Genomic DNA, 21505 nt, shown 5'->3' with positions numbered 1-21505 from the left:
TGTTGCTTTGTTTACTTACATCAACGCTGTCTGGCTTAACATGCAACCTTGTCGCACCAGCGTAGATCATCGGTAGCACCGAAACGGTGCAGCGAGGGATTATTGCCTCTGAATGGTGCGGCGCGCTTCGCAAAAATAAACAATAACGCAGCAAAATCTTTACATTAAGCCAGACTAAATGTTAACAAGCTTGCATAACACTGCACTCGCATTGCGCGAGATATAACAACATCACAATGGGTATCTATGCGTCACTGGCGCTGATAAGAAAGGAGTTGGGTATGCAATTACGTAAACTGGCCACAGCAATGCTGGTTATGGGAATGTCTGCGGGGGTTGTCCACGCTGAAGACGCTCCGGCAGCAGGAAGCACTCTCGACAAGATTGCCAAAAACGGCGTGATCGTGGTCGGCCACCGTGAATCTTCTGTCCCGTTCTCTTACTACGACAACACGCAAAAAGTCGTGGGCTATTCACAGGATTACTCCAACGCCATCGTTGAAGCCGTGAAGAAAAAGCTGAACAAACCTGACCTGCAAGTGAAGCTGATCCCCATCACTTCACAGAACCGTATTCCTCTGCTGCAAAACGGCACATTTGATTTTGAATGTGGCTCAACCACCAACAACCTTGAGCGTCAGAAACAGGCCGCTTTCTCGGACACCATCTTCGTTGTGGGCACCCGCCTGCTGACGAAGAAAGGCGGCGACATCAAAGATTTTGCTGACCTGAAAGGCAAAGCGGTTGTCGTGACCTCCGGTACCACGTCCGAAGTGCTGCTGCACAAGCTGAACGACGAGAAGAAAATGGACATGCGCATCATCAGCGCGAAAGACCATGGCGACTCCTTCCGTACCCTGGAAAGCGGCCGTGCCGTCGCGTTTATGATGGATGACGCTCTGCTGGCAGGCGAGCGCGCCAAGGCGAAGAAACCAGACAACTGGGAAATCGTCGGTACCGCCCAGTCGAAAGAAGCCTACGGCTGTATGCTGCGTAAAGGTGACGAGGACTTCAAGAAACTGATCGATGACACCATCGCTCAGGCGCAAACCTCCGGCGAAGCGGCAAAATGGTTCGACAAATGGTTCAAGAACCCAATTCCACCAAAAAACCTGAACATGAACTTTGAACTGTCTGACGACATGAAAGCGCTGTTCAAATCACCAAACGACAAAGCTCTTAACTAATTAGAACGACAGGGGCGGGATCTCCTGCCCTCTCGATTGTCGGGAAGCATGGACAGACTATACGTTGAGTGGTCGTTCCCCACTCAGCGCAAAAATTGAGCTTCTCACCAATCTTCGAGGGTAGCGCTGCTACCCTTTTTTTTCTGGAGTTTACTATGTCAATTGACTGGAACTGGGGCATCTTTCTGCAACAAGCCCCGTTCGGCAACACCACCTATCTCGGCTGGCTGTGGAGCGGCTTTCAGGTTACCGTTGCATTATCGATAACGGCGTGGATTATCGCGTTTCTTGTCGGTTCGCTGTTCGGTATTCTGCGTACCGTCCCTAACCGTTTTCTCTCTTCGATTGGCACGCTCTATGTGGAACTGTTCCGTAACGTTCCGCTGATCGTGCAGTTCTTTACCTGGTATCTGGTGATCCCGGAACTGCTGCCGGAAGATCTCGGCATGTGGTTTAAGGCCGAGCTGGATCCTAACGTACAATTTTTTGTCTCCTCTATGCTGTGTCTGGGGCTGTTCACCGCTGCGCGCGTCTGCGAGCAGGTACGTGCCGCCATACAGTCACTGCCGCGCGGGCAAAAGAATGCGGCACTGGCGATGGGCCTGACTCTGCCTCAGGCCTACCGTTACGTACTGCTGCCGAACGCTTACCGCGTCATCGTTCCGCCGATGACGTCCGAAATGATGAACCTGGTAAAAAACTCGGCTATCGCCTCAACCATTGGTCTGGTAGATATGGCGGCGCAGGCGGGCAAACTGCTGGATTATTCCGCTCACGCATGGGAATCCTTCACGGCGATCACGCTCGCCTATGTTCTGATTAACGCATTTATCATGCTGGTGATGAACCTGGTTGAACGCAAAGTACGCCTGCCGGGCAATCTGGGGGGCAAATAAATGTACGATTTTGACTGGAGTTCCATTGTTCCCTCCATGCCCTATCTGCTGGATGGACTGGCAATCACCTTAAAGATCACCGTTATCGCCATTATCGTCGGTATTGTCTGGGGCACCCTGCTGGCAGTGATGCGCCTGTCGAGCTTTAAGCCGCTCGCCTGGTTTGCCACGGCTTACGTTAACGTGTTCCGCTCCATTCCACTGGTCATGGTGCTGCTGTGGTTTTATCTGATTGTTCCCGGCTTTTTACAGAACGTACTGGGACTGTCGCCAAAGACCGATATCCGCCTGATCTCTGCCATGGTGGCGTTTTCCATGTTTGAAGCCGCCTACTACTCAGAGATCATCCGCGCCGGTATTCAGAGTATCTCGCGCGGGCAGTCCAGCGCTGCGCTGGCGCTCGGTATGACGCACTGGCAGTCTATGAAGCTCATTATTCTGCCGCAGGCGTTTCGCGCCATGGTTCCGCTGCTGCTGACGCAGGGCATCGTCCTGTTCCAGGATACCTCCCTGGTCTACGTGCTGAGCCTGGCAGACTTCTTCCGTACCGCCTCCACCATTGGCGAACGTGACGGAACGCAGGTTGAGATGATCCTCTTCGCGGGCGGGGTCTATTTTGTGATTAGTTTAAGCGCATCGCTGTTGGTCAGCTGGCTGAAGAAAAGGACGGTATAATGATTTCCCTGAAAAATGTTTCTAAATGGTATGGGCACTTTCAGGTGCTGACCGACTGCTCAACAGAAGTGAAAAAAGGCGATGTGGTGGTGGTCTGCGGCCCGTCCGGTTCCGGTAAGTCCACGCTTATCAAAACCGTTAATGGGCTGGAACCTGTCCAGCAGGGCGAGATTGTCGTTAACGGCACCAAAGTGACTGACCGCAAAACCAACCTTGCCCAGCTTCGCTCCCACGTAGGGATGGTGTTCCAGCATTTTGAGCTGTTCCCTCACCTCTCCATCATTGAGAACCTGACGCTGGCGCAGGTGAAAGTGCTGAAGCGCGACAAAAAAGCGGCGCGCGAAAAGGGGCTGAAGTTGCTGGAACGCGTCGGGCTGTCTGCACATGCGGATAAGTTCCCGGCGCAGCTTTCGGGCGGCCAACAGCAGCGTGTGGCAATCGCGCGTGCGCTGTGCATGGATCCGGTGGCTATGCTGTTTGATGAGCCGACGTCCGCGCTCGATCCTGAGATGATCAACGAAGTGCTGGACGTCATGGTGGAGCTGGCGCACGAAGGGATGACCATGATGGTGGTGACGCACGAAATGGGCTTCGCCCGTAAAGTGGCCAACCGCGTGATCTTCATGGATGAAGGGAAAATTGTTGAAGACTCACCAAAAGAAGAGTTCTTCGCAAATCCTAAATCTGAACGTGCAAAAGACTTCCTCGCCAAAATCCTGCATTAATCTTTTTAGTGCGCAATCTGCGGATTGCGCACTGCTTCACGCTTTAGATCTCTTTTTCTATTCGGCGTCACATCGCAGCGTTAACCTTGTCACAAATAATGCTGAGAATGGAGAACGCTATGGCACAGCCAATTATTCTCGACTGCGATCCGGGTCATGATGACGCGATCGCACTCGTCCTTGCTCTTGCTTCCCCTGAACTGGACGTAAAAGCTGTCACCTCCTCCGCCGGAAACCAGACGCCGGATAAAACCTTGCGAAACGTGTTGCGCATGTTGACGCTGCTGAAACGCACCGATATTCCTGTCGCAGGTGGCGCCGTTAAGCCGCTGATGCGCGAGCTGATCATTGCGGATAACGTTCACGGTGAAAGTGGGCTGGATGGTCCGGCGCTGCCGGAGCCGGATTTCGCACCGCAAAACTGCACTGCCGTCGAGCTCATGGCGAAGGTGCTGCGTGAAAGCGCAGAACCCGTGACGCTGGTGGCGACCGGCCCGCAGACCAACGTAGCGCTGCTGCTGAACAGCCATCCTGAACTGCACAGCAACATCGCCCGTATCGTCATCATGGGCGGGGCAATGGGGCTGGGGAACTGGACGCCAGCCGCGGAGTTCAACATCTTCGTTGACCCGGAAGCCGCGGAAATCGTCTTCCAGTCGGGCCTGCCGATTGTGATGGCGGGGCTGGACGTTACCCACCGCGCACAAATTATGGCGCAGGACATCGAACGATTCCGTTCTGTGGGCAACCCGGTTGCAACGACCGTGGCAGAGCTGCTCGATTTCTTTATGGAGTATCACAAAGCCGAGAAGTGGGGCTTCCACGGTGCCCCGCTGCATGACCCATGCACCATCGCCTGGCTACTGAAGCCGGAAATGTTTACCACGGTCGAGCGTTGGGTTGGTGTGGAAACACAGGGGAAATATACCCAGGGAATGACGGTGGTGGACTATTACTCGCTAACGGGAAACAAGCCGAATACCACGGTGATGGTGGATATCGATCGGGAAGCGTTTGTGGATTTACTGGCGGAGCGGCTGGCTTATTATTCTGCGGCCTGATGCCCTCACCCCGACCCTCTCCCACAGGGAGAGGGTGCAAACAGTTTTGCTTTTACCTACGGCTCAAACGGCCGACGCTGGAACTGGTCGTGCCCGCACTTCGGACACAGCGACAACACCTCCGGCGTATAAACGGCGATATGGTGGTGGCACTTCTCACACACCAGGTTCCCCAACCCCACTACTTCGCCGCTGTGATAGACACCGTGGTGGTTTAAATCCTGAAACACCTCACGCCATTCCAGCTGAGTTTTATCGGTAATATCCGCCAGCTCCTGCCACAGGCTCTCTTTGATGACCCGCATAAAAACGCTGTCGCCGATCTCGTCCTGGCTCTCTTCATAGCTTCGCGCGAACTCCTCCAGGTCACGGCGCACGGCGCGCGTCACCTCTTCCACTTCGGTTCGCGTTAACTCACCCGTTTGCGTCACGCGTGCGCGTGCCTGTTCGACCAGCGCGTCGATATCACGCTCGCCGTTACGCAGCCGTTCCGTCAGAGTCGCTACCAGTTCACGGTAAAATTGAGCAACCTTGTTCATCATTTTGCCTCCCGGGTAAGTAACTGTCTCTAATAATAGACCTTATTTCGCCGCCGCTTTGTCAGGTGAAGCACAGACCCGGTAAATTCCTGCAAAGTGCATTTGCGTGAAAGGCTGTTTTGACGCGGGCGTTTGGGCTATGCTATGCGGATCTGAATTACCACATCCATTGGCTACATTTGTAGCTGTATTGAACACAGGACCACTGGCTGCCATGCAAGAGCAATACCGCCCGGAAGAGATAGAATCAAAAGTCCAGCAACACTGGGACGAGAAGCGCACCTTTGAAGTAACCGAAGACGAGAGCAAAGAGAAGTATTACTGCCTGTCGATGCTTCCCTATCCTTCTGGTCGACTACACATGGGCCACGTGCGTAACTACACCATCGGTGACGTGATTGCACGCTACCAGCGCATGCTGGGCAAAAACGTTCTTCAGCCTATCGGCTGGGATGCGTTCGGCCTGCCTGCTGAAGGCGCGGCGGTGAAAAACAACACGGCACCGGCTCCGTGGACGTACGACAACATCGCGTACATGAAAAACCAGCTGAAAATGCTGGGCTTCGGCTATGACTGGAGCCGCGAGCTGGCAACCTGTACCCCGGAATACTACCGCTGGGAGCAGAAATTCTTCACCGAGCTGTATAAAAAAGGCCTGGTGTACAAGAAGACCTCTGCCGTTAACTGGTGCCCAAATGACCAGACCGTTCTCGCGAACGAACAGGTTATCGATGGCTGCTGCTGGCGCTGCGACACCAAAGTAGAGCGTAAAGAGATCCCGCAGTGGTTTATCAAAATCACCGCCTACGCTGACGAACTGCTGAACGATCTGGACAATCTGGACCACTGGCCAGATACCGTTAAGACCATGCAGCGCAACTGGATCGGCCGTTCCGAAGGTGTGGAAATTACCTTCAACGTTGAGAACTACGATCAGACCCTGACCGTCTACACCACCCGCCCGGACACCTTCATGGGCGCGACCTACCTGGCCGTGGCCGCAGGTCACCCGCTGGCGCAGAATGCGGCAGAAAACAATCCGGAGCTGGCGACTTTCATCGACGAATGCCGCAATACTAAAGTGGCCGAAGCCGACATGGCGACGATGGAGAAAAAAGGCGTTGATACCGGCTTTAAAGCTATTCACCCGCTGACAGGCGAAGCGATCCCTGTCTGGGCCGCCAACTTCGTACTGATGGAATACGGCACAGGCGCCGTGATGGCCGTGCCGGGTCACGACCAGCGCGACTACGAATTTGCCACCAAATACGGCCTGACCATCAAGCCTGTTATTCTTGCTGCTGACGGCTCTGAACCCGATCTCTCTGAGCAAGCGCTGACTGAAAAAGGCACCCTGTTTAACTCCGGTGAGTTCAGCGGCCTGAGCTTCGAAGAGGGCTTCAACGCCATCGCCGACAAGCTGGCCTCCCTGGGCGTGGGCGAGCGTAAAGTGAACTACCGTCTGCGCGACTGGGGCGTTTCCCGTCAGCGTTACTGGGGTGCGCCAATCCCAATGGTGACGCTGGAAGATGGCACCGTGATGCCAACGCCGGAAGATCAGCTGCCGGTGATCCTGCCGGAAGACGTGGTCATGGACGGCATCACCAGCCCGATCAAAGCCGATCCTGAGTGGGCGAAAACCACCGTCAACGGTCAGCCAGCGCTGCGTGAAACCGACACCTTTGACACCTTTATGGAATCCTCCTGGTACTATGCGCGCTACACCTGCCCACAGTACAAAGAAGGCATGCTGGATTCTGATGCAGCAAACTACTGGCTGCCGGTAGACATTTACATCGGTGGCATTGAACACGCCATCATGCACCTGCTCTACTTCCGCTTCTTCCACAAACTGATGCGTGACGCAGGCCTGGTCAACTCCGACGAGCCGGCAAAACAGCTGCTGTGTCAGGGTATGGTGCTGGCAGATGCGTTCTACTACGTTGGCGCGAACGGCGAGCGTAACTGGGTTTCTCCGGTTGATGCGATTGTCGAGCGCGACGAGAAAGGCCGTATCGTGAAGGCGAAAGACGCTGAAGGTCATGAACTGGTTTATACCGGCATGAGCAAGATGTCCAAGTCTAAAAATAACGGCATCGACCCGCAGGTGATGGTTGAGCGTTATGGTGCGGATACCGTGCGTCTGTTCATGATGTTCGCCTCCCCGGCAGATATGACCCTTGAGTGGCAGGAATCCGGCGTTGAAGGGGCCAACCGCTTCCTGAAGCGCGTCTGGAAACTGGTTTACGAGCACACCTCTCAGGGCGATGCGCCAGCGCTGAACGTAGCTGCACTGACTGAAGATCAACAGGCGCTGCGTCGTGATGTTCATAAAACCATTGCGAAAGTCACCGATGATATTGGTCGTCGTCAGACCTTCAATACCGCAATTGCGGCTATTATGGAACTGATGAACAAGCTGGCGAAAGCCCCGCAGGATGGCGAGCAGGATCGCGCGTTAATGCGTGAAGCGCTGCTGGCGGTCGTTCGCATGCTGAACCCGTTCACGCCGCACGTTAGCTTTACCCTGTGGCAGGAGCTGAAAGGCGAAGGCGATATCGACAATGCGCCGTGGCCAGTGGCGGATGAATCCGCTATGGTGGAAAACACCACGCTGGTGGTGGTGCAGGTTAACGGTAAAGTGCGCGGTAAAATTACCGTCGCGGTCGACGCAACCGAAGAACAGGTTCGCGAGCGCGCAGGCCAGGAGCATCTGGTCGCGAAATACCTTGAGGGCGTTACCGTACGTAAAGTGATCTACGTACCTGGTAAATTGCTGAATCTGGTCGTTGGCTAAGCGCGGGAGGATACGTGCGACAACTGGCAACAATACTCTTATCTCTGGCGGTGCTTGTCACCGCTGGCTGCGGCTGGCACCTGCGCAACACCACGGCAGTGCCTGCGCAGATGAAAACGATGATCTTCGACTCATCCGATCCGAACGGACCGCTGAGCCGGGCCATTCGTAACCAGCTGCGTTTGAACGATGTTGAACTGATCGAGAAGGGAACCCTGCGTCAGGATGTTCCTTCGCTTCGCGTCCTGAAATCAACGCTGGCAAAAGACACTGCGTCAATCTTCCAGGATGGGCGGACGGCGGAATATCAGATGGTGCTGACCGTTAGCGCGGCTGTTCTGATGCCAGGTAAAGATATTTACCCTATCAGTACCAAAGTCTACCGTTCGTTCTTCGATAACCCGCAGACGGCGCTGGCGAAAGACGCCGAAGAGCAGATTATCATCAAAGAGATGTACGATAAGGCTGCGGAACAGCTGATCCGTAAGCTGCCTACCATTGCCGCGTCGACGAAAAAAGGCGCTGACGTCATCGAAACACCGGATGCCCGCACGCCGGATATGCCAACGTCGCTGGGTAACTGATGATCAGGTTGTATCCTGAACAACTCCGCGCGCAGCTCAACGAAGGGCTGCGCGCGGCCTATCTGCTACTCGGCAACGACCCCCTGTTACTCCAGGAAAGCCTTGATGCGGTTCGCCATGCGGCAGCCGCGCAGGGTTTCGATGAGCATCATACGTTCCAGATCGATAACAGTACCGACTGGAACGCTATCTTCTCGCTTTGTCAGGCCATGAGCCTGTTTGCCTCTCGTCAGACAATCCAGATCCTGCTGCCTGAGAATGGTCCTAACGCTGCCATCAATGAACAGCTGGCTATGCTGGTGAGTTTGTTACACGGCGATCTGCTGCTTATCGTACGCGGCAACAAACTCACAAAAGCGCAGGAAAACGCTGCCTGGTTTACCCGGCTAACCCCCAGTGCGGTGCTTGTCTCCTGCCAGACTCCAGAGCAGGCGCATCTGCCAAAATGGGTTGCCGCGCGAGCAAAGCAGCACAATTTGCAGCTGGATGAGGCCGCCAGTCAGCTCCTGTGCTACTGCTACGAAGGCAACCTTCTGGCACTGGCGCAGGCGCTGGACAGGCTCGCCCTGCTGTGGCCCGATGGCAAGCTGACGCTGCCGCGCGTGGAACAGGCGGTGAATGATGCCGCGCACTTTACCCCCTTCCACTGGGTTGATGCGCTGCTGTCGGCGAAAAGTAAACGTGCTCTGCACATCCTGCAACAGCTGCGCCTGGAAGGGAGTGAGCCGGTCATCCTTCTCCGTACGCTCCAGCGCGAATTACTGCTGCTGAACAACCTTAAACGCCAGTCAGCACACACGCCCCTGCGCGCCTTATTCGACAAACATCGCGTCTGGCAAAACCGTCGGGCGATGACCACGGAGGCGATAAACCGCCTGAACCAGGAGCAGTTGCGTCAGGCAGTGCAACTTCTGATGCGCGCCGAACTGACGTTAAAACAGGATTACGGTCAGTCTGTCTGGGCGGAGCTGGAGAGTCTCTCTTTGCTGCTCTGCCATAAGGCTCTGGCAGACGTATTTATCGATGGGTGATATGCATTCTTTACAGGCAATGTATGGCGGGACCTTCGACCCGGTGCACTATGGGCATCTTAAGCCGGTAGAAATCCTCGCGAATTTGATTGGCTTGCAGCGGGTGATCATCATGCCCAACAATGTTCCGCCGCACCGTCCTCAGCCAGAAGCAACCAGCGAGCAGCGTAAAGCGATGCTCGCGCTGGCTATCGCCGATAAGCCTCTCTTCACGCTGGATGAGCGTGAACTGCGCAGGGATACCCCTTCCTGGACATCGCAAACGCTGCGGGAGTGGCGCGCTGAGCAGGGGCCCATGAAACCGCTGGCGTTTATCATCGGCCAGGATTCCTTGCTCAACTTTCCCAGCTGGTACCAGTACGAAACCATTCTGGAAAACAGTCATCTGCTGGTCTGCCGCCGTCCGGGCTACCCGCTGACCATGCGCGACGCGCAGCATCAGCAGTGGCTTGACGCACATCTGACGGACAATATAGAAGACCTGCACAGTCTCCCCGCCGGGAAAATTTACCTCGCTGAAACGCCGTGGTTTGATATTTCCGCGACCCTCATCCGCGAGCGTCTCCAGCAGGGTTTAGACTGTGACGATCTCCTCCCCTCGCCCGTGCTGGCCTATATCCTTGCGCACGGTCTGTATCAGAAAAGTACAGATGTCTGAGCATCGCCGGCGAAATTGTCCGTTAATGATTATCCTGCCTTGACAGGCTAAGCCATACTGATATCCTCCGCTGCCAGACTTTCCCGCCGATCGCTGCTTTACAGAAATTGTTTTACAAAAATGGCGATGCAATCTCAGGCGGAGGGTGGGATGATACCCGCCTTCAAAAGCCGGGCGGTGACATTTGTCCCGCGACTGGCGTCAGTTCAGGTATACTGACTGGCCACGAATTCATAGTTGTACAATCTCATTCACCCAGGGGGAAAACTTGCAGGGTAAAGCACTCCAGGATTTTGTTATCGACAAAATTGATGACCTGAAAGGTCAGGACATCATCGCTATCGACGTTAAGGGTAAATCCAGCATCACCGACTGCATGATCATCTGCACCGGCACCTCAACTCGTCACGTTGTTTCGATTGCTGACCATGTTGTTCAGGAATCGCGCGCGGCAGGGCTGCTTCCGCTGGGCGTTGAAGGTGAAGCGACCGCTGACTGGGTGGTTGTCGATCTCGGCGATGTGATTGTCCACGTCATGCAGGAAGAGAGTCGTCGCCTGTATGAGCTGGAAAAACTCTGGGGTTAATGCGTGAAGTTGCAACTGGTCGCCGTCGGCACCAAAATGCCGGACTGGGTACAAACCGGTTTTACTGAGTATCTGCGTCGTTTCCCAAAAGATATGCCGTTCGAACTGGTGGAGATCCCAGCAGGAAAGCGCGGCAAGAACGCAGATATCAAACGTATTCTCGATAAAGAGGGAGAGCTGATGCTGGCTGCCGCAGGCAAAAACCGCATCGTGACCCTCGATATCCCGGGCAAACCCTGGGATACGCCGCAGCTGGCGCACGAACTGGAGCGCTGGAAGCAGGATGGTCGGGACGTCAGTCTGTTGATTGGCGGACCAGAGGGGTTATCTCCCGCCTGCAAAGCGGCAGCAGAACAAAGTTGGTCACTCTCGGCGCTGACGCTGCCCCACCCGCTTGTACGGGTTCTCGTGGCAGAAAGTTTGTATCGCGCATGGAGCATCACTACCAACCACCCTTATCACCGCGAGTAATGACTGACCAGGGTAATTTAAGCAGCGGATGAAACTACAGAATTCTTTTCGCGACTATACGGCTGAGTCCGCGCTGTTTGTGCGCCGGGCGCTGGTCGCCTTTACGGGGATTTTGCTGCTTACCGGCGTGCTGATCGCCAACCTCTATAATCTGCAAATTGTCCGCTATACCGATTACCAGACCCGCTCAAACGAAAACCGTATCAAGCTGGTGCCCATCGCGCCCAGCCGCGGCATTATCTACGATCGTAACGGCACGCCGCTGGCGCTTAATCGCACCATCTACCAGATAGAGATGATGCCCGAGAAAGTGGATAACGTGCAGGATACCCTGAACGCGCTGAGAAGCGTTGTCGACCTGACTGATGACGATATCGCTGCGTTCAAAAAAGAGCGCGCACGTTCTCACCGCTTCACCTCCATTCCGGTAAAAACCAACCTGACAGAAGTGCAGGTCGCCCGTTTTGCCGTTAACCAGTACCGTTTCCCCGGAGTGGAAGTCAAAGGCTATAAACGCCGCTACTATCCTTACGGCTCCGCGCTGACGCACGTCATTGGTTACGTCTCCAAAATCAACGATAAAGACGTCGAACGCCTTGATAAAGACGGCAAGCTGGCTAACTACGCCGCAACCCATGATATTGGCAAGCTGGGGATCGAACGTTATTACGAAGATGTGCTGCACGGTCAGACCGGGTATGAAGAGGTTGAAGTTAACAACCGTGGCCGCGTGATCCGTCAGCTGAAAGAGGTGCCCCCGCAGGCGGGGCATGACGTCTATCTGACGCTCGACCTGAAGCTACAGCAGTATATCGAGACGCTGCTGGCGGGTAGCCGTGCTGCGGTTATTGTGACCGACCCGCGTACCGGCGGCATTCTGGCGATGGTTTCGATGCCAAGCTACGATCCGAACCTCTTCGTGGATGGCATCTCCAGCAAGGATTACTCCGGCCTGCTCAACGATCCAAACACGCCGCTGGTAAACCGCGCGACGCAGGGGGTTTATCCTCCAGCTTCAACGGTTAAACCGTATGTCGCCGTGTCTGCGCTGAGCGCGGGCGTCATCACCCGTAATACCAGTCTGTTTGACCCCGGCTGGTGGCAGTTGCCTGGCTCTGAGAAACGCTACCGCGACTGGAAAAAATGGGGCCACGGCCATCTGAACGTGACCAAATCACTGGAGGAGTCGGCGGATACCTTCTTCTATCAGGTCGCCTACGACATGGGTATTGACCGTCTGTCTGAATGGATGAGCAAGTTCGGCTACGGGCATTACACCGGTATAGATTTGGCGGAAGAGCGTTCCGGCAACATGCCAACCCGCGAATGGAAGCTGAAGCGCTTTAAAAAACCCTGGTATCAGGGTGACACCATTCCGGTGGGGATCGGCCAGGGCTACTGGACGGCAACGCCGCTGCAAATGAACAAGGCGATGATGATCCTCATCAACGATGGCGTCGTGAAAGTGCCGCACCTGCTGCAAAGCACCGTTGAAGACGGCAAAAAAGTGCCATGGATACAGCCGCACGAGCCGCCGGTGGGTGACATTCATTCCGGATACTGGGAAATCGCGAAAGACGGCATGTACGGTGTAGCCAACCGCCCTAACGGGACGGCGCACAAATATTTCGCTGGCGCACCGTATAAGGTAGCCGCGAAATCAGGTACGGCTCAGGTCTTCGGTCTTAAAGCGAATGAAACTTACAACGCACATAAAATTGCCGAACGTCTGCGTGACCACAAGCTCATGACGGCGTTTGCCCCTTATGATAACCCGCAGGTTGCGGTGGCGATGATTCTGGAGAACGGCGGCGCAGGCCCGGCGGTGGGTACCATCATGCGTCAAATCCTCGACCACATCATGCTGGGTGACAACAACACCGAACTGCCAGCTGAAAACCCGGCAGCCGCTGCGGCGGAGGACCAATAATCATGACGGATAATCCGAATAAAAAATCGCTGTGGGACAAGATCCACATCGACCCAGCCATGCTGCTGATTCTGCTGGCTCTGCTGGTCTATAGCGCCCTCGTTATCTGGAGCGCCAGCGGCCAGGATATCGGCATGATGGAGCGTAAAATCGGCCAGATCGCCATGGGTCTGGTTATTATGGTGGTGATGGCGCAAATACCGCCGCGCGTGTACGAGGGCTGGGCGCCCTATCTCTATATTTTCTGTATCATTTTGTTGGTGGCAGTAGATGCTTTCGGCGCCATCTCGAAGGGGGCACAGCGCTGGCTGGATCTGGGGATTGTCCGCTTCCAGCCGTCGGAAATCGCCAAAATCGCCGTCCCGCTGATGGTGGCGCGCTTTATTAACCGCGACGTCTGCCCGCCGTCGTTGAAAAATACCGCCATTGCGCTGGTGCTGATTTTCCTGCCGACGCTGCTCGTGGCCGCACAGCCGGACCTCGGTACCTCGATTCTTATCGCCCTCTCCGGCCTGTTCGTCCTGTTCCTGTCCGGCCTGAGCTGGCGTCTGATTGGTATCGCCGTGGTGCTGGTTGCCGCGTTTATCCCTATCCTCTGGTTCTTCCTGATGCATGATTACCAGCGTCAGCGCGTTATGATGCTGCTCGATCCCGAGACCGATCCGCTGGGCGCAGGCTATCATATTATTCAGTCGAAGATTGCGATTGGCTCCGGCGGCCTGCGCGGCAAAGGCTGGCTGCACGGTACGCAGTCGCAGCTCGAATTTTTACCGGAACGCCACACCGACTTTATCTTTGCCGTTCTGGCTGAGGAGTTAGGGCTGGTTGGCATCCTGGTTCTGCTTGCACTCTACGTGCTGCTGATCATGCGAGGTTTGTGGATTGCCGCACGCGCCCAAACCACCTTTGGTCGCGTGATGGCAGGCGGATTAATGTTGATTTTGTTCGTTTATGTCTTCGTAAATATTGGTATGGTGAGTGGGATTCTGCCGGTTGTCGGCGTACCGCTGCCGCTGGTGAGTTACGGGGGCTCGGCACTGATCGTGTTGATGGCCGGGTTTGGTATCGTCATGTCGATCCATACCCACAGGAAAATGTTGTCCAAAAGCGTATAAAAATAAGGGGATCGCAATGCGTAAGCAGTGGCTGGGGATCTGCATCGCAGCAAGTTTACTTGCCGCCTGTACAAGTGATGATGGTCAGCAACAGGCAACCGTCGCGCCGCCGCAGCCTGCGGTCTGTAATGGCCCGATTGTCGAGATTAGCGGTGCCGATCCCGTTTATGAACCGCTGAACGCCAGCGTGAATCAGGATTATCAGCGCGACGGTAAAAGCTATAAAATCGTTCAGGATCCTTCCCGTTTCAGCCAGGCTGGCTTTGCTGCCATCTATGACGCTGAGCCCGGCAGCAACCTGACCGCGTCGGGTGAAACCTTCGATCCGATGCAGATCACGGCTGCACACCCGACGCTGCCTGTCCCGAGCTATGCACGCATCACTAACCTGGCGAATGGCCGAATGATCGTGGTGCGTATCAACGATCGCGGTCCTTACGGCACCGATCGCGTGATCTCCCTGTCCCGCGCGGCGGCCGACCGTCTGAACACCTCAAACAATACTAAAGTGCGTATCGACCCAATTATCGTAGCGCAGGATGGTTCGCTGTCTGGCCCGGGCACGGCCTGTACCACGGTCGCGAAACAGACCTATGCCCTGCCCGCTCGCCCGGATCTGAGCGGTGGTATGGGGGGCGCTTCAACGCCGGCAGTGCCCGCGCAGCCGCAGGGTGAAGTGCGCGCCATCAGCAACGATACGCTGCAAAGTGAAGACGCGACAGGCGCCCCGGTGAAAAGCAGTGGTTTCCTTGGCGCACCCACCACGTTAGCGCCGGGCGTGATTGAATCAAATGAACCTGCCCCAGCGCCTGCGCCCGTCGTTGCTGCACCCGCTGCACAACCCGCCCCGGTGACCGCGCCTGCTGCTACGCAGACTGCGACGGCGAGCGGCAGCTACGTGGTTCAGGTTGGCGCTGTCAGCGATCGGACCCGTGCAGAGCAATATCAGCAGCGTTTAAGCAAACAGTTTGGCGTGCCAGGCCGCGTTGAGCAAAACGGTGCGGTATGGCGTATCCAGATGGGTCCGTTTGCCAGCAAATCGCAGGCAGCATCCCTGCAACAGCGTTTGCAGAGCGAGGCGCAGCTCCAGTCGTTTATCGCTGTTGCAAAATAATTATTCGGTGGTATCCGAAATGTCAGTTTGTGTAAACCACGTTAACACTCTCATGATGAAAGTCGGATGCCTGCCCGTATAGCATTTGCTATAGTAAGGCACTTTTTTTAATTCCATCACGGATGTCGTAGTTCTGACCATGAAGACCACTTTTTCTGCTCGTTTTGTGCAGCGCATGGCGCTGACCACGGCCCTTTGCGCTGCTGCGTTCTCCGCAGCTCACGCGGATGACCTGAACATCAAGACCATGATCCCTGGCGTTCCGCAGATCGACGCGGAATCCTACATCCTGATTGATTACAACTCCGGCAAAGTTCTGGCAGAACAGAACGCCGATGCCCGCCGCGATCCGGCCAGCCTGACCAAAATGATGACCAGCTATGTTATCGGCCAGGCTATGAAAGCAGGCAAATTCAAAGAAACCGACCTGGTGACTATCGGTAACGATGCGTGGGCAACCGGCAACCCCGTGTTCAAAGGTTCATCGCTGATGTTCCTGAAACCTGGCATGCAGGTTCCGGTCTCTCAGCTTATCCGTGGCATCAACTTGCAGTCCGGTAACGACGCCTGCGTGGCCATGGCTGATTTTGCCGCGGGCAGCCAGGACGCGTTTGTGGGCCTGATGAACAGCTACGTCTCCGCGCTGGGTCTGAAAAACAGCCACTTCCAGACCGTTCACGGCCTGGACGCCGAGGGTCAGTACAGCTCCGCGCGTGACATGGCGCTGATCGGTCAGGCGCTGATCCGCGACGTGCCAAACGAGTACTCTATCTACAAAGAGAAAGAGTTCACCTTCAACGGCATTCGTCAGACCAACCGTAACGGCCTGCTGTGGGACAACAGCCTGAACGTCGACGGTATCAAAACCGGCCACACCGATAAAGCTGGTTATAACCTGGTGGCCTCCGCCACTGAAGGCCAGATGCGTCTGATCTCTGCCGTGATGGGGGGGCGTACGTTTAAAGGACGCGAAACGGAAAGCAAAAAACTGCTGACCTGGGGCTTCCGCTTCTTCGAAACCGTGAACCCGCTGAAAGCCGGTAAAGAATTTGCCTCTGAACCTGTCTGGTTTGGCGATAACGACCGCGCTTCCCTGGGTGTGGACAAAGATCTCTATCTGACTATCCCACGCGGTCGTATGAAAGATCTGAAAGCCAGCTATGTGCTGAATACCACCGAGCTGCACGCCCCGCTGCAAAAGAATCAGGTCGTGGGTACTATCAACTTCCAGCTGGATGGCAAAACCATCGATCAACGCCCGCTGGTGGTGCTGGAGGAGATTCCTGAAGGCAATTTCTTCGGCAAAATCATTGATTACATTAAGCTGATGTTCCATCACTGGTTTGGTTAAAAATTGAACACTTGAAAGTGTGATTTTGATCCCCATATACTACGTATCAGTAAAACTCCCGCCCCGTGGCGGGAGTTATTATTTTTTACACACACGCCGGAGCTGACATGAAAACCAAACTTAACGAACTGCTTGAATTCCCTACCCCTTTTACTTACAAAGTAATGGGTCTGGCGAAACCTGAGCTGGTTGATCAGGTGGTTGAAGTGGTACAGCGCCATGCGCCGGGCGACTACTCTCCATCAGTCAAACCGAGCAGCAAAGGTAATTACCACTCGGTCTCAATCACCATCACTGCGACACACATTGAGCAGGTTGAGACGCTGTACGAAGAGCTCGGCAATATCGAAATTGTTCGTATGGTGCTGTAGTCCCTCTGCGGTTACCCGGTTTGCCGGGTAACCCACTTCCCCGCTGTGATATACTCCGCGTTACCTATTCTCCCTTGTCTTCGGAGACGTCCTTTTGTACCAGGATAAAATTCTTGTTCGCCATCTTGGGATACAGCCTTACGAGCCAGTCTCTCAGGCTATGCATGACTTTACCGATATGCGCGATGACACCACCCCTGATGAAATCTGGCTGGTTGAACACATGCCGGTGTTTACTCAGGGCCAGGCAGGAAAAGCCGAACATTTATTGATGACGGGTGATATCCCGGTGATCCAGAGCGATCGCGGTGGACAGGTAACCTACCACGGCCCGGGCCAGCAGGTAATGTATGTCCTGCTTAACCTGAAACGCAGAAAGCTGGGCGTACGTGAGCTCGTGACCTTACTGGAACAGACCGTGGTGAACACGCTCGCTGAGTACGGTATCGACGCTCATCCTCGCGCCGATGCCCCGGGCGTCTACGTGGGAGAGAAGAAAATCTGTTCGCTGGGGCTGCGTATCCGTAAAGGCTGCTCGTTCCACGGGCTGGCGCTGAATATCAATATGGATCTGACCCCTTTCCAGCGCATCAACCCATGCGGGTATGCGGGTATGGAAATGACGCAAATGCGCCAGTGGGTCGCTACCGCCACGCCTGAGAATATCCGCCCCGTGCTTTTGAAGAATTTTTTAGCGCTGCTTAACAATCCTGACTACGAATATATTGCTGCTTAACACACTTCCGGCAGTGGTTCGGTTATTTGACCAGCCACTGCTTAATTGCCGCATTTACGCTTTACAATAAACCGCATATTCTATATTTTCGAGTCGCCCATATATTAGCGTCCCATATTAATTAGAACCTTAATAGTACCATCACCGGGTATCGTGTAACGTGCGTGATAATCACCCAACTGCTTGTTTTCGATAAACAAGGGAAACTTACGAAACACTTTACGAATCTCTGCAAGCATAATAAATAAATTCAACTATCATTCATATTGTGAATGAATACGGAGTAAGAGCGTGGAGCCTACTAATTTACCAGCCAAACGCCTGAATGAAACCAGCGGCGAAGATAAGCCGCAAATTTTCCGGACTTTACGTAATATTGATCTCAATTTATTGACTATTTTTGAGGCGGTATATGTCCACAAAGGTATCGTTAATGCTGCGAAAATTCTTAATCTCACACCCTCTGCTATTAGCCAGTCAATTCAAAAATTGCGCGCGATATTTCCCGATCCCTTATTTATTCGTAAAGGCCAGGGCGTAACCCCCACCGCGTACGCCACCCATCTGCATGAGTACATCAGCCAGGGTCTGGAATCGATTCTGGGCGCGCTGGATCTCACCGGCAGTTACGATAAGCAACGAACCATCACCATAGGCACCTCTCCCTCTGTGGGCGTTCTGGTCATGCCCGCTATTTACCAGGCTGTTAAACAGCATGCGCCACAGCTGCTGATCCGCAATGTGCCCGTTAACGATCCGGAAACTCAGCTGGCGCAATTCCAGACGGACCTGATCATCGACAGCAACAGCTTCGCGGCCAGAGCATTAGGGCATAACGTTCTCTATACCGACTCTCTGGCGCTCGTTTGTCGTCAGAATCATCCTGTATTGAGCGCACCTTTGACGCCTGAAAATTTGCGTCATTACGAACATGCAACCTTTATGTCCGAGGGGCAGGGCCCGGATCCGCTGCGCCAGCGTATTGACGAACTGTTCCCGGACCGTCTGATCAGCTTCAGCAGTTACAATATGTTTACCCTCGCGGCCCTGATTGGCAGCAGCGATTTGCTCTGTATTATGCCTGTGCGTCTCTTCGCTTTGCTTCAAAAATGCTGGCCGCTGGAGAGGATTCCATTGAGTCAACTTACGACGGAATCTGTTGAAATCTCACTGCATTACAACAAGCTAAGCCTGCGCGATCCGGTGCTGGAAAACGTCATTAACGTGATCCGCCAGGCTTTCTGATCCCGCCTTTCAGCGCAAGCCCCTGCCGCAAGCGGGGCAAAAGGCACAAAACAACAACTATTTTACAAATTGGCGACCTGGCAGGCTGCTTTATCGCCCCTTTAAATGATATACTGCCTGTCGTTCGTTCAAAAATAGTTGATAATTACAACATTCCCTTGAATTGAAACGCTTTCCTTCGATATTCGCAACTGGAACACGCACGCTATGAGTAAACCCATTGTGATGGAACGCGGTGTTAAATACCGCGATGCCGATAAAATGGCCCTTATCCCGGTTAAAAACGTGGCTACAGAGCGCGAGGCGCTGTTAAGAAAACCGGAATGGATGAAAATCAAACTTCCGGCCGACTCTTCGCGTATCCAGGGGATCAAAGCGGCGATGCGCAAAAATGGTCTTCACTCTGTCTGTGAAGAGGCCTCGTGCCCTAACCTTGCTGAATGTTTCAATCACGGTACCGCGACATTTATGATTCTGGGTGCCATCTGCACCCGCCGCTGTCCGTTCTGTGACGTTGCCCATGGCCGTCCCGTTGCGCCAGACGCTAACGAACCGCAAAAACTGGCGCAGACGATTGCCGATATGGCGCTGCGTTATGTTGTTATTACCTCCGTTGACCGTGACGATCTGCGCGATGGCGGTGCTCAGCATTTTGCTGACTGTATTACCGCCATCCGCGAAAAAAGCCCGAACATTAAGATTGAGACGCTGGTGCCGGATTTCCGTGGCCGTATGGATCGCGCGCTCGATATCCTGACCGCGACGCCACCAGACGTGTTCAACCACAACCTGGAGAACGTACCGCGTATCTACCGTCAGGTACGTCCCGGTGCAGACTACAACTGGTCGCTGAAGCTGCTGGAACGCTTTAAAGAAGCCCATCCGCATATTCCAACCAAGTCTGGTCTGATGGTCGGCCTGGGTGAAACCAACGCTGAGATCATTGAAGTGATGCGCGATCTGCGCCGCCACGGCGTCACCATGCTGACGCTGGGCCAGTACCTCCAGCCAAGCCGTCACCACCTGCCTGTACAGCGTTACGTAAGCCCGGATGAGTTCGATGAAATGAAAGCCGAAGCGATGGCGATGGGCTTTACCCATGCCGCGTGCGGTCCGTTTGTTCGCTCCTCTTATCACGCCGATATGCAGGCGAAGGGCGAAGAAGTGAAATAAAGCTGTAAAATTTATTTACAGTAAAACAAAAAACCGGCCTCGTGAGCCGGTTTTTTTATGCAAGCCTTGCAGCATTGCCATTACTCTTTGTGTGAAAGCTTCTGTGCAGTGATGTCATCTTCGGCACTTTTCTTCGCTGCCGCGTCGTCATCGTTCATTGCTTTCTTAAAGCCCTTAATGGCAGCACCCAGGTCTCCACCCAGCGTGCGTAACTTCTTGGTACCGAACAGCAGGACGACCAGTGCGGCAACCACCAGCAGTTTGGTAATACTAATCTCACCCATAAATACCTTCTTTACATGAAACAGGCTGCATTCCGCCAAAAAACCTGAACGTATTAACGGTCATTTGGCGCGTGCACACAATAGCAATCTGTAACAAGGTGAATCAAGCATTGTTGAAAAAAACATCACATTAATTGCGGTGGCGCAAACCTGCGGTTGCGCAGAACAGGTAATTGCTGCCGCGCAAGCGCTATTCGGGCTGAAATTATCTCCGTCAGCAATAACGCAGGCGTCTCTGCCGCCGCCGCAACCGTCACTCCCAGCGGATCGACAACTCTGCTCTGCCCAATATTTTTGTTACCACATTCACCCGCGGCTACCACGTAACAGGTGGTATCCAGCGCGCGTGCTGCCAGCAGCGTCGCCCAGTGATGCTCCTTAAGCGGTCCTTTGACCCACGCAGCGGGCAGAACCAGCACCTCCGCCCCCTGCAATGCCAGGTTCAGCGCCAGCTCGGGAAAACGGATATCGTAGCAGGTCATCAGGCCAACCTTAAAACCCTCCACCTCAATCAGCGGCGGAATTACACTCCCCGGATCGACCAGGCGCGACTCCTGAACGCTGAACGCATCATACAGATGAAGTTTGGCGTAGCTCGCGACAATGGCACCCTCACGTATCGCCACCAGCGTGTTCACCGCGCGCCCCGGCGAGGACGGAATATGGACCGTCAATATGGTGGTGAGCGTGTTGCCAACGCTTTCGGCCAGCAGTCGTTTCAGAAACCCCCCTTCCAGCGTTTGCGCAGACTTTACCGACAGATCCGGATCGCCATCATCACGGGCCAGTAACGCCTCGGGAAGTACCAGCAACGACGCCCCCTTTTGCTTCGCCGCATGCATCAGGGAGACGCATTTATCCGCGTTTTCATTCCAGTCCGGCGTCACCGCGAACTGCCCTACTGCAACATACATAATTGTCTCCCGGTCAAAAACAGCGTTACACTCGACGCACTTACACAGCAAATAGCAGGTAT

Annotated in this window: 22 protein-coding genes; 19 read left to right on the top strand and 3 right to left on the bottom strand. The window is 54.5% G+C overall.

Annotated features, from left to right (window positions below; translation table 11 throughout):
* Positions 1-281: 281 nt before the first annotated feature.
* The 5 genes from ACOTYB_RS05885 to rihA all read left to right on the top strand — a co-directional run bounded on the left by ACOTYB_RS05885 (position 282) and on the right by rihA (position 4544).
* On the top strand, positions 282-1187 hold the full coding sequence (locus ACOTYB_RS05885; RefSeq protein WP_003858681.1) for an amino acid ABC transporter substrate-binding protein: 906 nt from the start codon (positions 282-284) through the stop codon (positions 1185-1187).
* Positions 1188-1342: 155 nt separating this feature from the next.
* The gene (gltJ, locus tag ACOTYB_RS05880) at positions 1343-2083 is read left to right on the top strand and encodes a glutamate/aspartate ABC transporter permease GltJ (RefSeq protein ID WP_015571133.1); all 741 of its coding nucleotides are present in this window, start codon (positions 1343-1345) and stop codon (positions 2081-2083) included.
* The gene (gene gltK / locus ACOTYB_RS05875) at positions 2084-2758 is read left to right on the top strand and encodes a glutamate/aspartate ABC transporter permease GltK (RefSeq protein ID WP_003858686.1); all 675 of its coding nucleotides are present in this window, start codon (positions 2084-2086) and stop codon (positions 2756-2758) included. It abuts the gene before it with no gap.
* Positions 2758-3483, top strand: a complete 726-nt coding sequence (locus tag ACOTYB_RS05870) for an amino acid ABC transporter ATP-binding protein (RefSeq protein WP_045342242.1) — start codon at positions 2758-2760, stop codon at positions 3481-3483. The genes gltK and ACOTYB_RS05870 overlap by 1 nt, the downstream gene beginning before the upstream one ends.
* Positions 3484-3602: 119 nt before the next feature.
* Positions 3603-4544 carry a pyrimidine-specific ribonucleoside hydrolase RihA gene (gene rihA, locus ACOTYB_RS05865; RefSeq protein ID WP_032657583.1) on the top strand — a complete coding sequence of 314 codons (942 nt, stop codon included), beginning with the start codon at positions 3603-3605 and terminating at the stop codon, positions 4542-4544.
* A gap of 56 nt (positions 4545-4600) precedes the next feature.
* Here the strand turns inward: rihA and ACOTYB_RS05860 are convergent, their stop codons facing one another.
* A complete protein-coding gene (locus ACOTYB_RS05860; protein ID WP_421765772.1) occupies positions 4601-5083 on the bottom strand; it encodes a zinc ribbon-containing protein in 483 nt (160 codons plus the stop codon).
* Positions 5084-5297: 214 nt separating this feature from the next.
* On the opposite strand from ACOTYB_RS05860, the gene leuS reads away from it, so the two are divergent.
* From leuS to lipA, 14 genes are all read left to right on the top strand, one after another.
* Positions 5298-7880 carry a leucine--tRNA ligase gene (leuS, locus tag ACOTYB_RS05855; protein ID WP_045345767.1) on the top strand — a complete coding sequence of 861 codons (2583 nt, stop codon included), beginning with the start codon at positions 5298-5300 and terminating at the stop codon, positions 7878-7880.
* Positions 7881-7894: 14 nt separating this feature from the next.
* A complete protein-coding gene (gene lptE, locus ACOTYB_RS05850; protein ID WP_032657581.1) occupies positions 7895-8464 on the top strand; it encodes an LPS assembly lipoprotein LptE in 570 nt (189 codons plus the stop codon).
* A complete protein-coding gene (gene holA, locus ACOTYB_RS05845; RefSeq protein ID WP_409248778.1) occupies positions 8464-9495 on the top strand; it encodes a DNA polymerase III subunit delta in 1032 nt (343 codons plus the stop codon). The genes lptE and holA overlap by 1 nt, the downstream gene beginning before the upstream one ends.
* Positions 9488-10153, top strand: coding sequence for a nicotinate-nucleotide adenylyltransferase (gene nadD / locus ACOTYB_RS05840; protein ID WP_032608857.1), 666 nt, complete (start codon positions 9488-9490; stop codon positions 10151-10153). Before holA ends, nadD begins: the two co-directional genes overlap by 8 nt.
* Positions 10154-10421: 268 nt before the next feature.
* Positions 10422-10739 (top strand): ribosome silencing factor, encoded by a 318-nt coding sequence (rsfS, locus tag ACOTYB_RS05835; RefSeq protein WP_003858696.1) that lies wholly within the window; start codon positions 10422-10424, stop codon positions 10737-10739.
* A 3-nt stretch (positions 10740-10742) separates the two neighbouring features.
* Positions 10743-11210: a 23S rRNA (pseudouridine(1915)-N(3))-methyltransferase RlmH gene (rlmH, locus tag ACOTYB_RS05830; protein WP_003858701.1), complete on the top strand. Its 468-nt coding sequence runs from the start codon at positions 10743-10745 to the stop codon at positions 11208-11210.
* Positions 11211-11238: 28 nt separating this feature from the next.
* Entirely contained in the window at positions 11239-13140 is a 1902-nt protein-coding gene (gene mrdA, locus ACOTYB_RS05825; protein WP_015571138.1) for a peptidoglycan DD-transpeptidase MrdA, read from the top strand.
* Between the two features lie 2 nt (positions 13141-13142).
* The gene (gene mrdB / locus ACOTYB_RS05820; RefSeq protein ID WP_015571139.1) at positions 13143-14255 is read left to right on the top strand and encodes a peptidoglycan glycosyltransferase MrdB; all 1113 of its coding nucleotides are present in this window, start codon (positions 13143-13145) and stop codon (positions 14253-14255) included.
* A 16-nt stretch (positions 14256-14271) separates the two neighbouring features.
* A complete protein-coding gene (rlpA, locus tag ACOTYB_RS05815; protein WP_045342244.1) occupies positions 14272-15369 on the top strand; it encodes an endolytic peptidoglycan transglycosylase RlpA in 1098 nt (365 codons plus the stop codon).
* A gap of 139 nt (positions 15370-15508) precedes the next feature.
* On the top strand, positions 15509-16720 hold the full coding sequence (gene dacA, locus ACOTYB_RS05810) for a D-alanyl-D-alanine carboxypeptidase DacA (RefSeq protein ID WP_003858714.1): 1212 nt from the start codon (positions 15509-15511) through the stop codon (positions 16718-16720).
* Between the two features lie 107 nt (positions 16721-16827).
* Entirely contained in the window at positions 16828-17091 is a 264-nt protein-coding gene (gene ybeD, locus ACOTYB_RS05805; protein WP_003858718.1) for a DUF493 family protein YbeD, read from the top strand.
* A gap of 94 nt (positions 17092-17185) precedes the next feature.
* Positions 17186-17827, top strand: a complete 642-nt coding sequence (gene lipB / locus ACOTYB_RS05800) for a lipoyl(octanoyl) transferase LipB (protein WP_045342245.1) — start codon at positions 17186-17188, stop codon at positions 17825-17827.
* Between the two features lie 291 nt (positions 17828-18118).
* Positions 18119-19072, top strand: a complete 954-nt coding sequence (locus ACOTYB_RS05795; RefSeq protein ID WP_022650600.1) for a YbeF family transcriptional regulator — start codon at positions 18119-18121, stop codon at positions 19070-19072.
* A gap of 207 nt (positions 19073-19279) precedes the next feature.
* Positions 19280-20245, top strand: a complete 966-nt coding sequence (lipA, locus tag ACOTYB_RS05790; RefSeq protein ID WP_006809637.1) for a lipoyl synthase — start codon at positions 19280-19282, stop codon at positions 20243-20245.
* 80 nt (positions 20246-20325) lie between these two features.
* On the opposite strand, the gene tatE is transcribed toward lipA, so the two are convergent.
* Positions 20326-20529, bottom strand: coding sequence for a twin-arginine translocase subunit TatE (tatE, locus tag ACOTYB_RS05785; RefSeq protein ID WP_003858723.1), 204 nt, complete (start codon positions 20527-20529; stop codon positions 20326-20328).
* Between the two features lie 125 nt (positions 20530-20654).
* On the bottom strand, positions 20655-21443 hold the full coding sequence (locus ACOTYB_RS05780) for a deaminated glutathione amidase (RefSeq protein ID WP_047054216.1): 789 nt from the start codon (positions 21441-21443) through the stop codon (positions 20655-20657).
* Positions 21444-21505: the final 62 nt, after the last annotated feature.

It is taken from the genome of Enterobacter cloacae complex sp. IR5450, assembly GCF_049238665.1.
Lineage (GTDB): Bacteria > Pseudomonadota > Gammaproteobacteria > Enterobacterales > Enterobacteriaceae > Enterobacter > Enterobacter hormaechei_C.
Note: the sequence above shows the minus strand (reverse complement) of the source record. Positions and strands in the feature narration are given on the sequence as shown.

Excerpts from the sequence above, each read along its gene's own strand:
- nadD (WP_032608857.1), top strand. The coding sequence starts at position 9,488 with ATGGGTGATATGCATTCTTTACAGGCAATGTATGGCGGGACCTTCGAC.
- tatE (WP_003858723.1), bottom strand. The coding sequence starts at position 20,529 with ATGGGTGAGATTAGTATTACCAAACTGCTGGTGGTTGCCGCACTGGTC.
- ybeD (WP_003858718.1), top strand. The coding sequence starts at position 16,828 with ATGAAAACCAAACTTAACGAACTGCTTGAATTCCCTACCCCTTTTACT.
- leuS (WP_045345767.1), top strand. The coding sequence starts at position 5,298 with ATGCAAGAGCAATACCGCCCGGAAGAGATAGAATCAAAAGTCCAGCAA.
- gltK (WP_003858686.1), top strand. The coding sequence starts at position 2,084 with ATGTACGATTTTGACTGGAGTTCCATTGTTCCCTCCATGCCCTATCTG.
- dacA (WP_003858714.1), top strand. The coding sequence starts at position 15,509 with ATGAAGACCACTTTTTCTGCTCGTTTTGTGCAGCGCATGGCGCTGACC.
- ACOTYB_RS05885 (WP_003858681.1), top strand. The coding sequence starts at position 282 with ATGCAATTACGTAAACTGGCCACAGCAATGCTGGTTATGGGAATGTCT.
- ACOTYB_RS05870 (WP_045342242.1), top strand. The coding sequence starts at position 2,758 with ATGATTTCCCTGAAAAATGTTTCTAAATGGTATGGGCACTTTCAGGTG.
- lipA (WP_006809637.1), top strand. The coding sequence starts at position 19,280 with ATGAGTAAACCCATTGTGATGGAACGCGGTGTTAAATACCGCGATGCC.
- rlpA (WP_045342244.1), top strand. The coding sequence starts at position 14,272 with ATGCGTAAGCAGTGGCTGGGGATCTGCATCGCAGCAAGTTTACTTGCC.
- holA (WP_409248778.1), top strand. The coding sequence starts at position 8,464 with ATGATCAGGTTGTATCCTGAACAACTCCGCGCGCAGCTCAACGAAGGG.
- gltJ (WP_015571133.1), top strand. The coding sequence starts at position 1,343 with ATGTCAATTGACTGGAACTGGGGCATCTTTCTGCAACAAGCCCCGTTC.
- ACOTYB_RS05780 (WP_047054216.1), bottom strand. The coding sequence starts at position 21,443 with ATGTATGTTGCAGTAGGGCAGTTCGCGGTGACGCCGGACTGGAATGAA.
- rihA (WP_032657583.1), top strand. The coding sequence starts at position 3,603 with ATGGCACAGCCAATTATTCTCGACTGCGATCCGGGTCATGATGACGCG.
- ACOTYB_RS05860 (WP_421765772.1), bottom strand. The coding sequence starts at position 5,083 with ATGAACAAGGTTGCTCAATTTTACCGTGAACTGGTAGCGACTCTGACG.
- mrdB (WP_015571139.1), top strand. The coding sequence starts at position 13,143 with ATGACGGATAATCCGAATAAAAAATCGCTGTGGGACAAGATCCACATC.
- mrdA (WP_015571138.1), top strand. The coding sequence starts at position 11,239 with ATGAAACTACAGAATTCTTTTCGCGACTATACGGCTGAGTCCGCGCTG.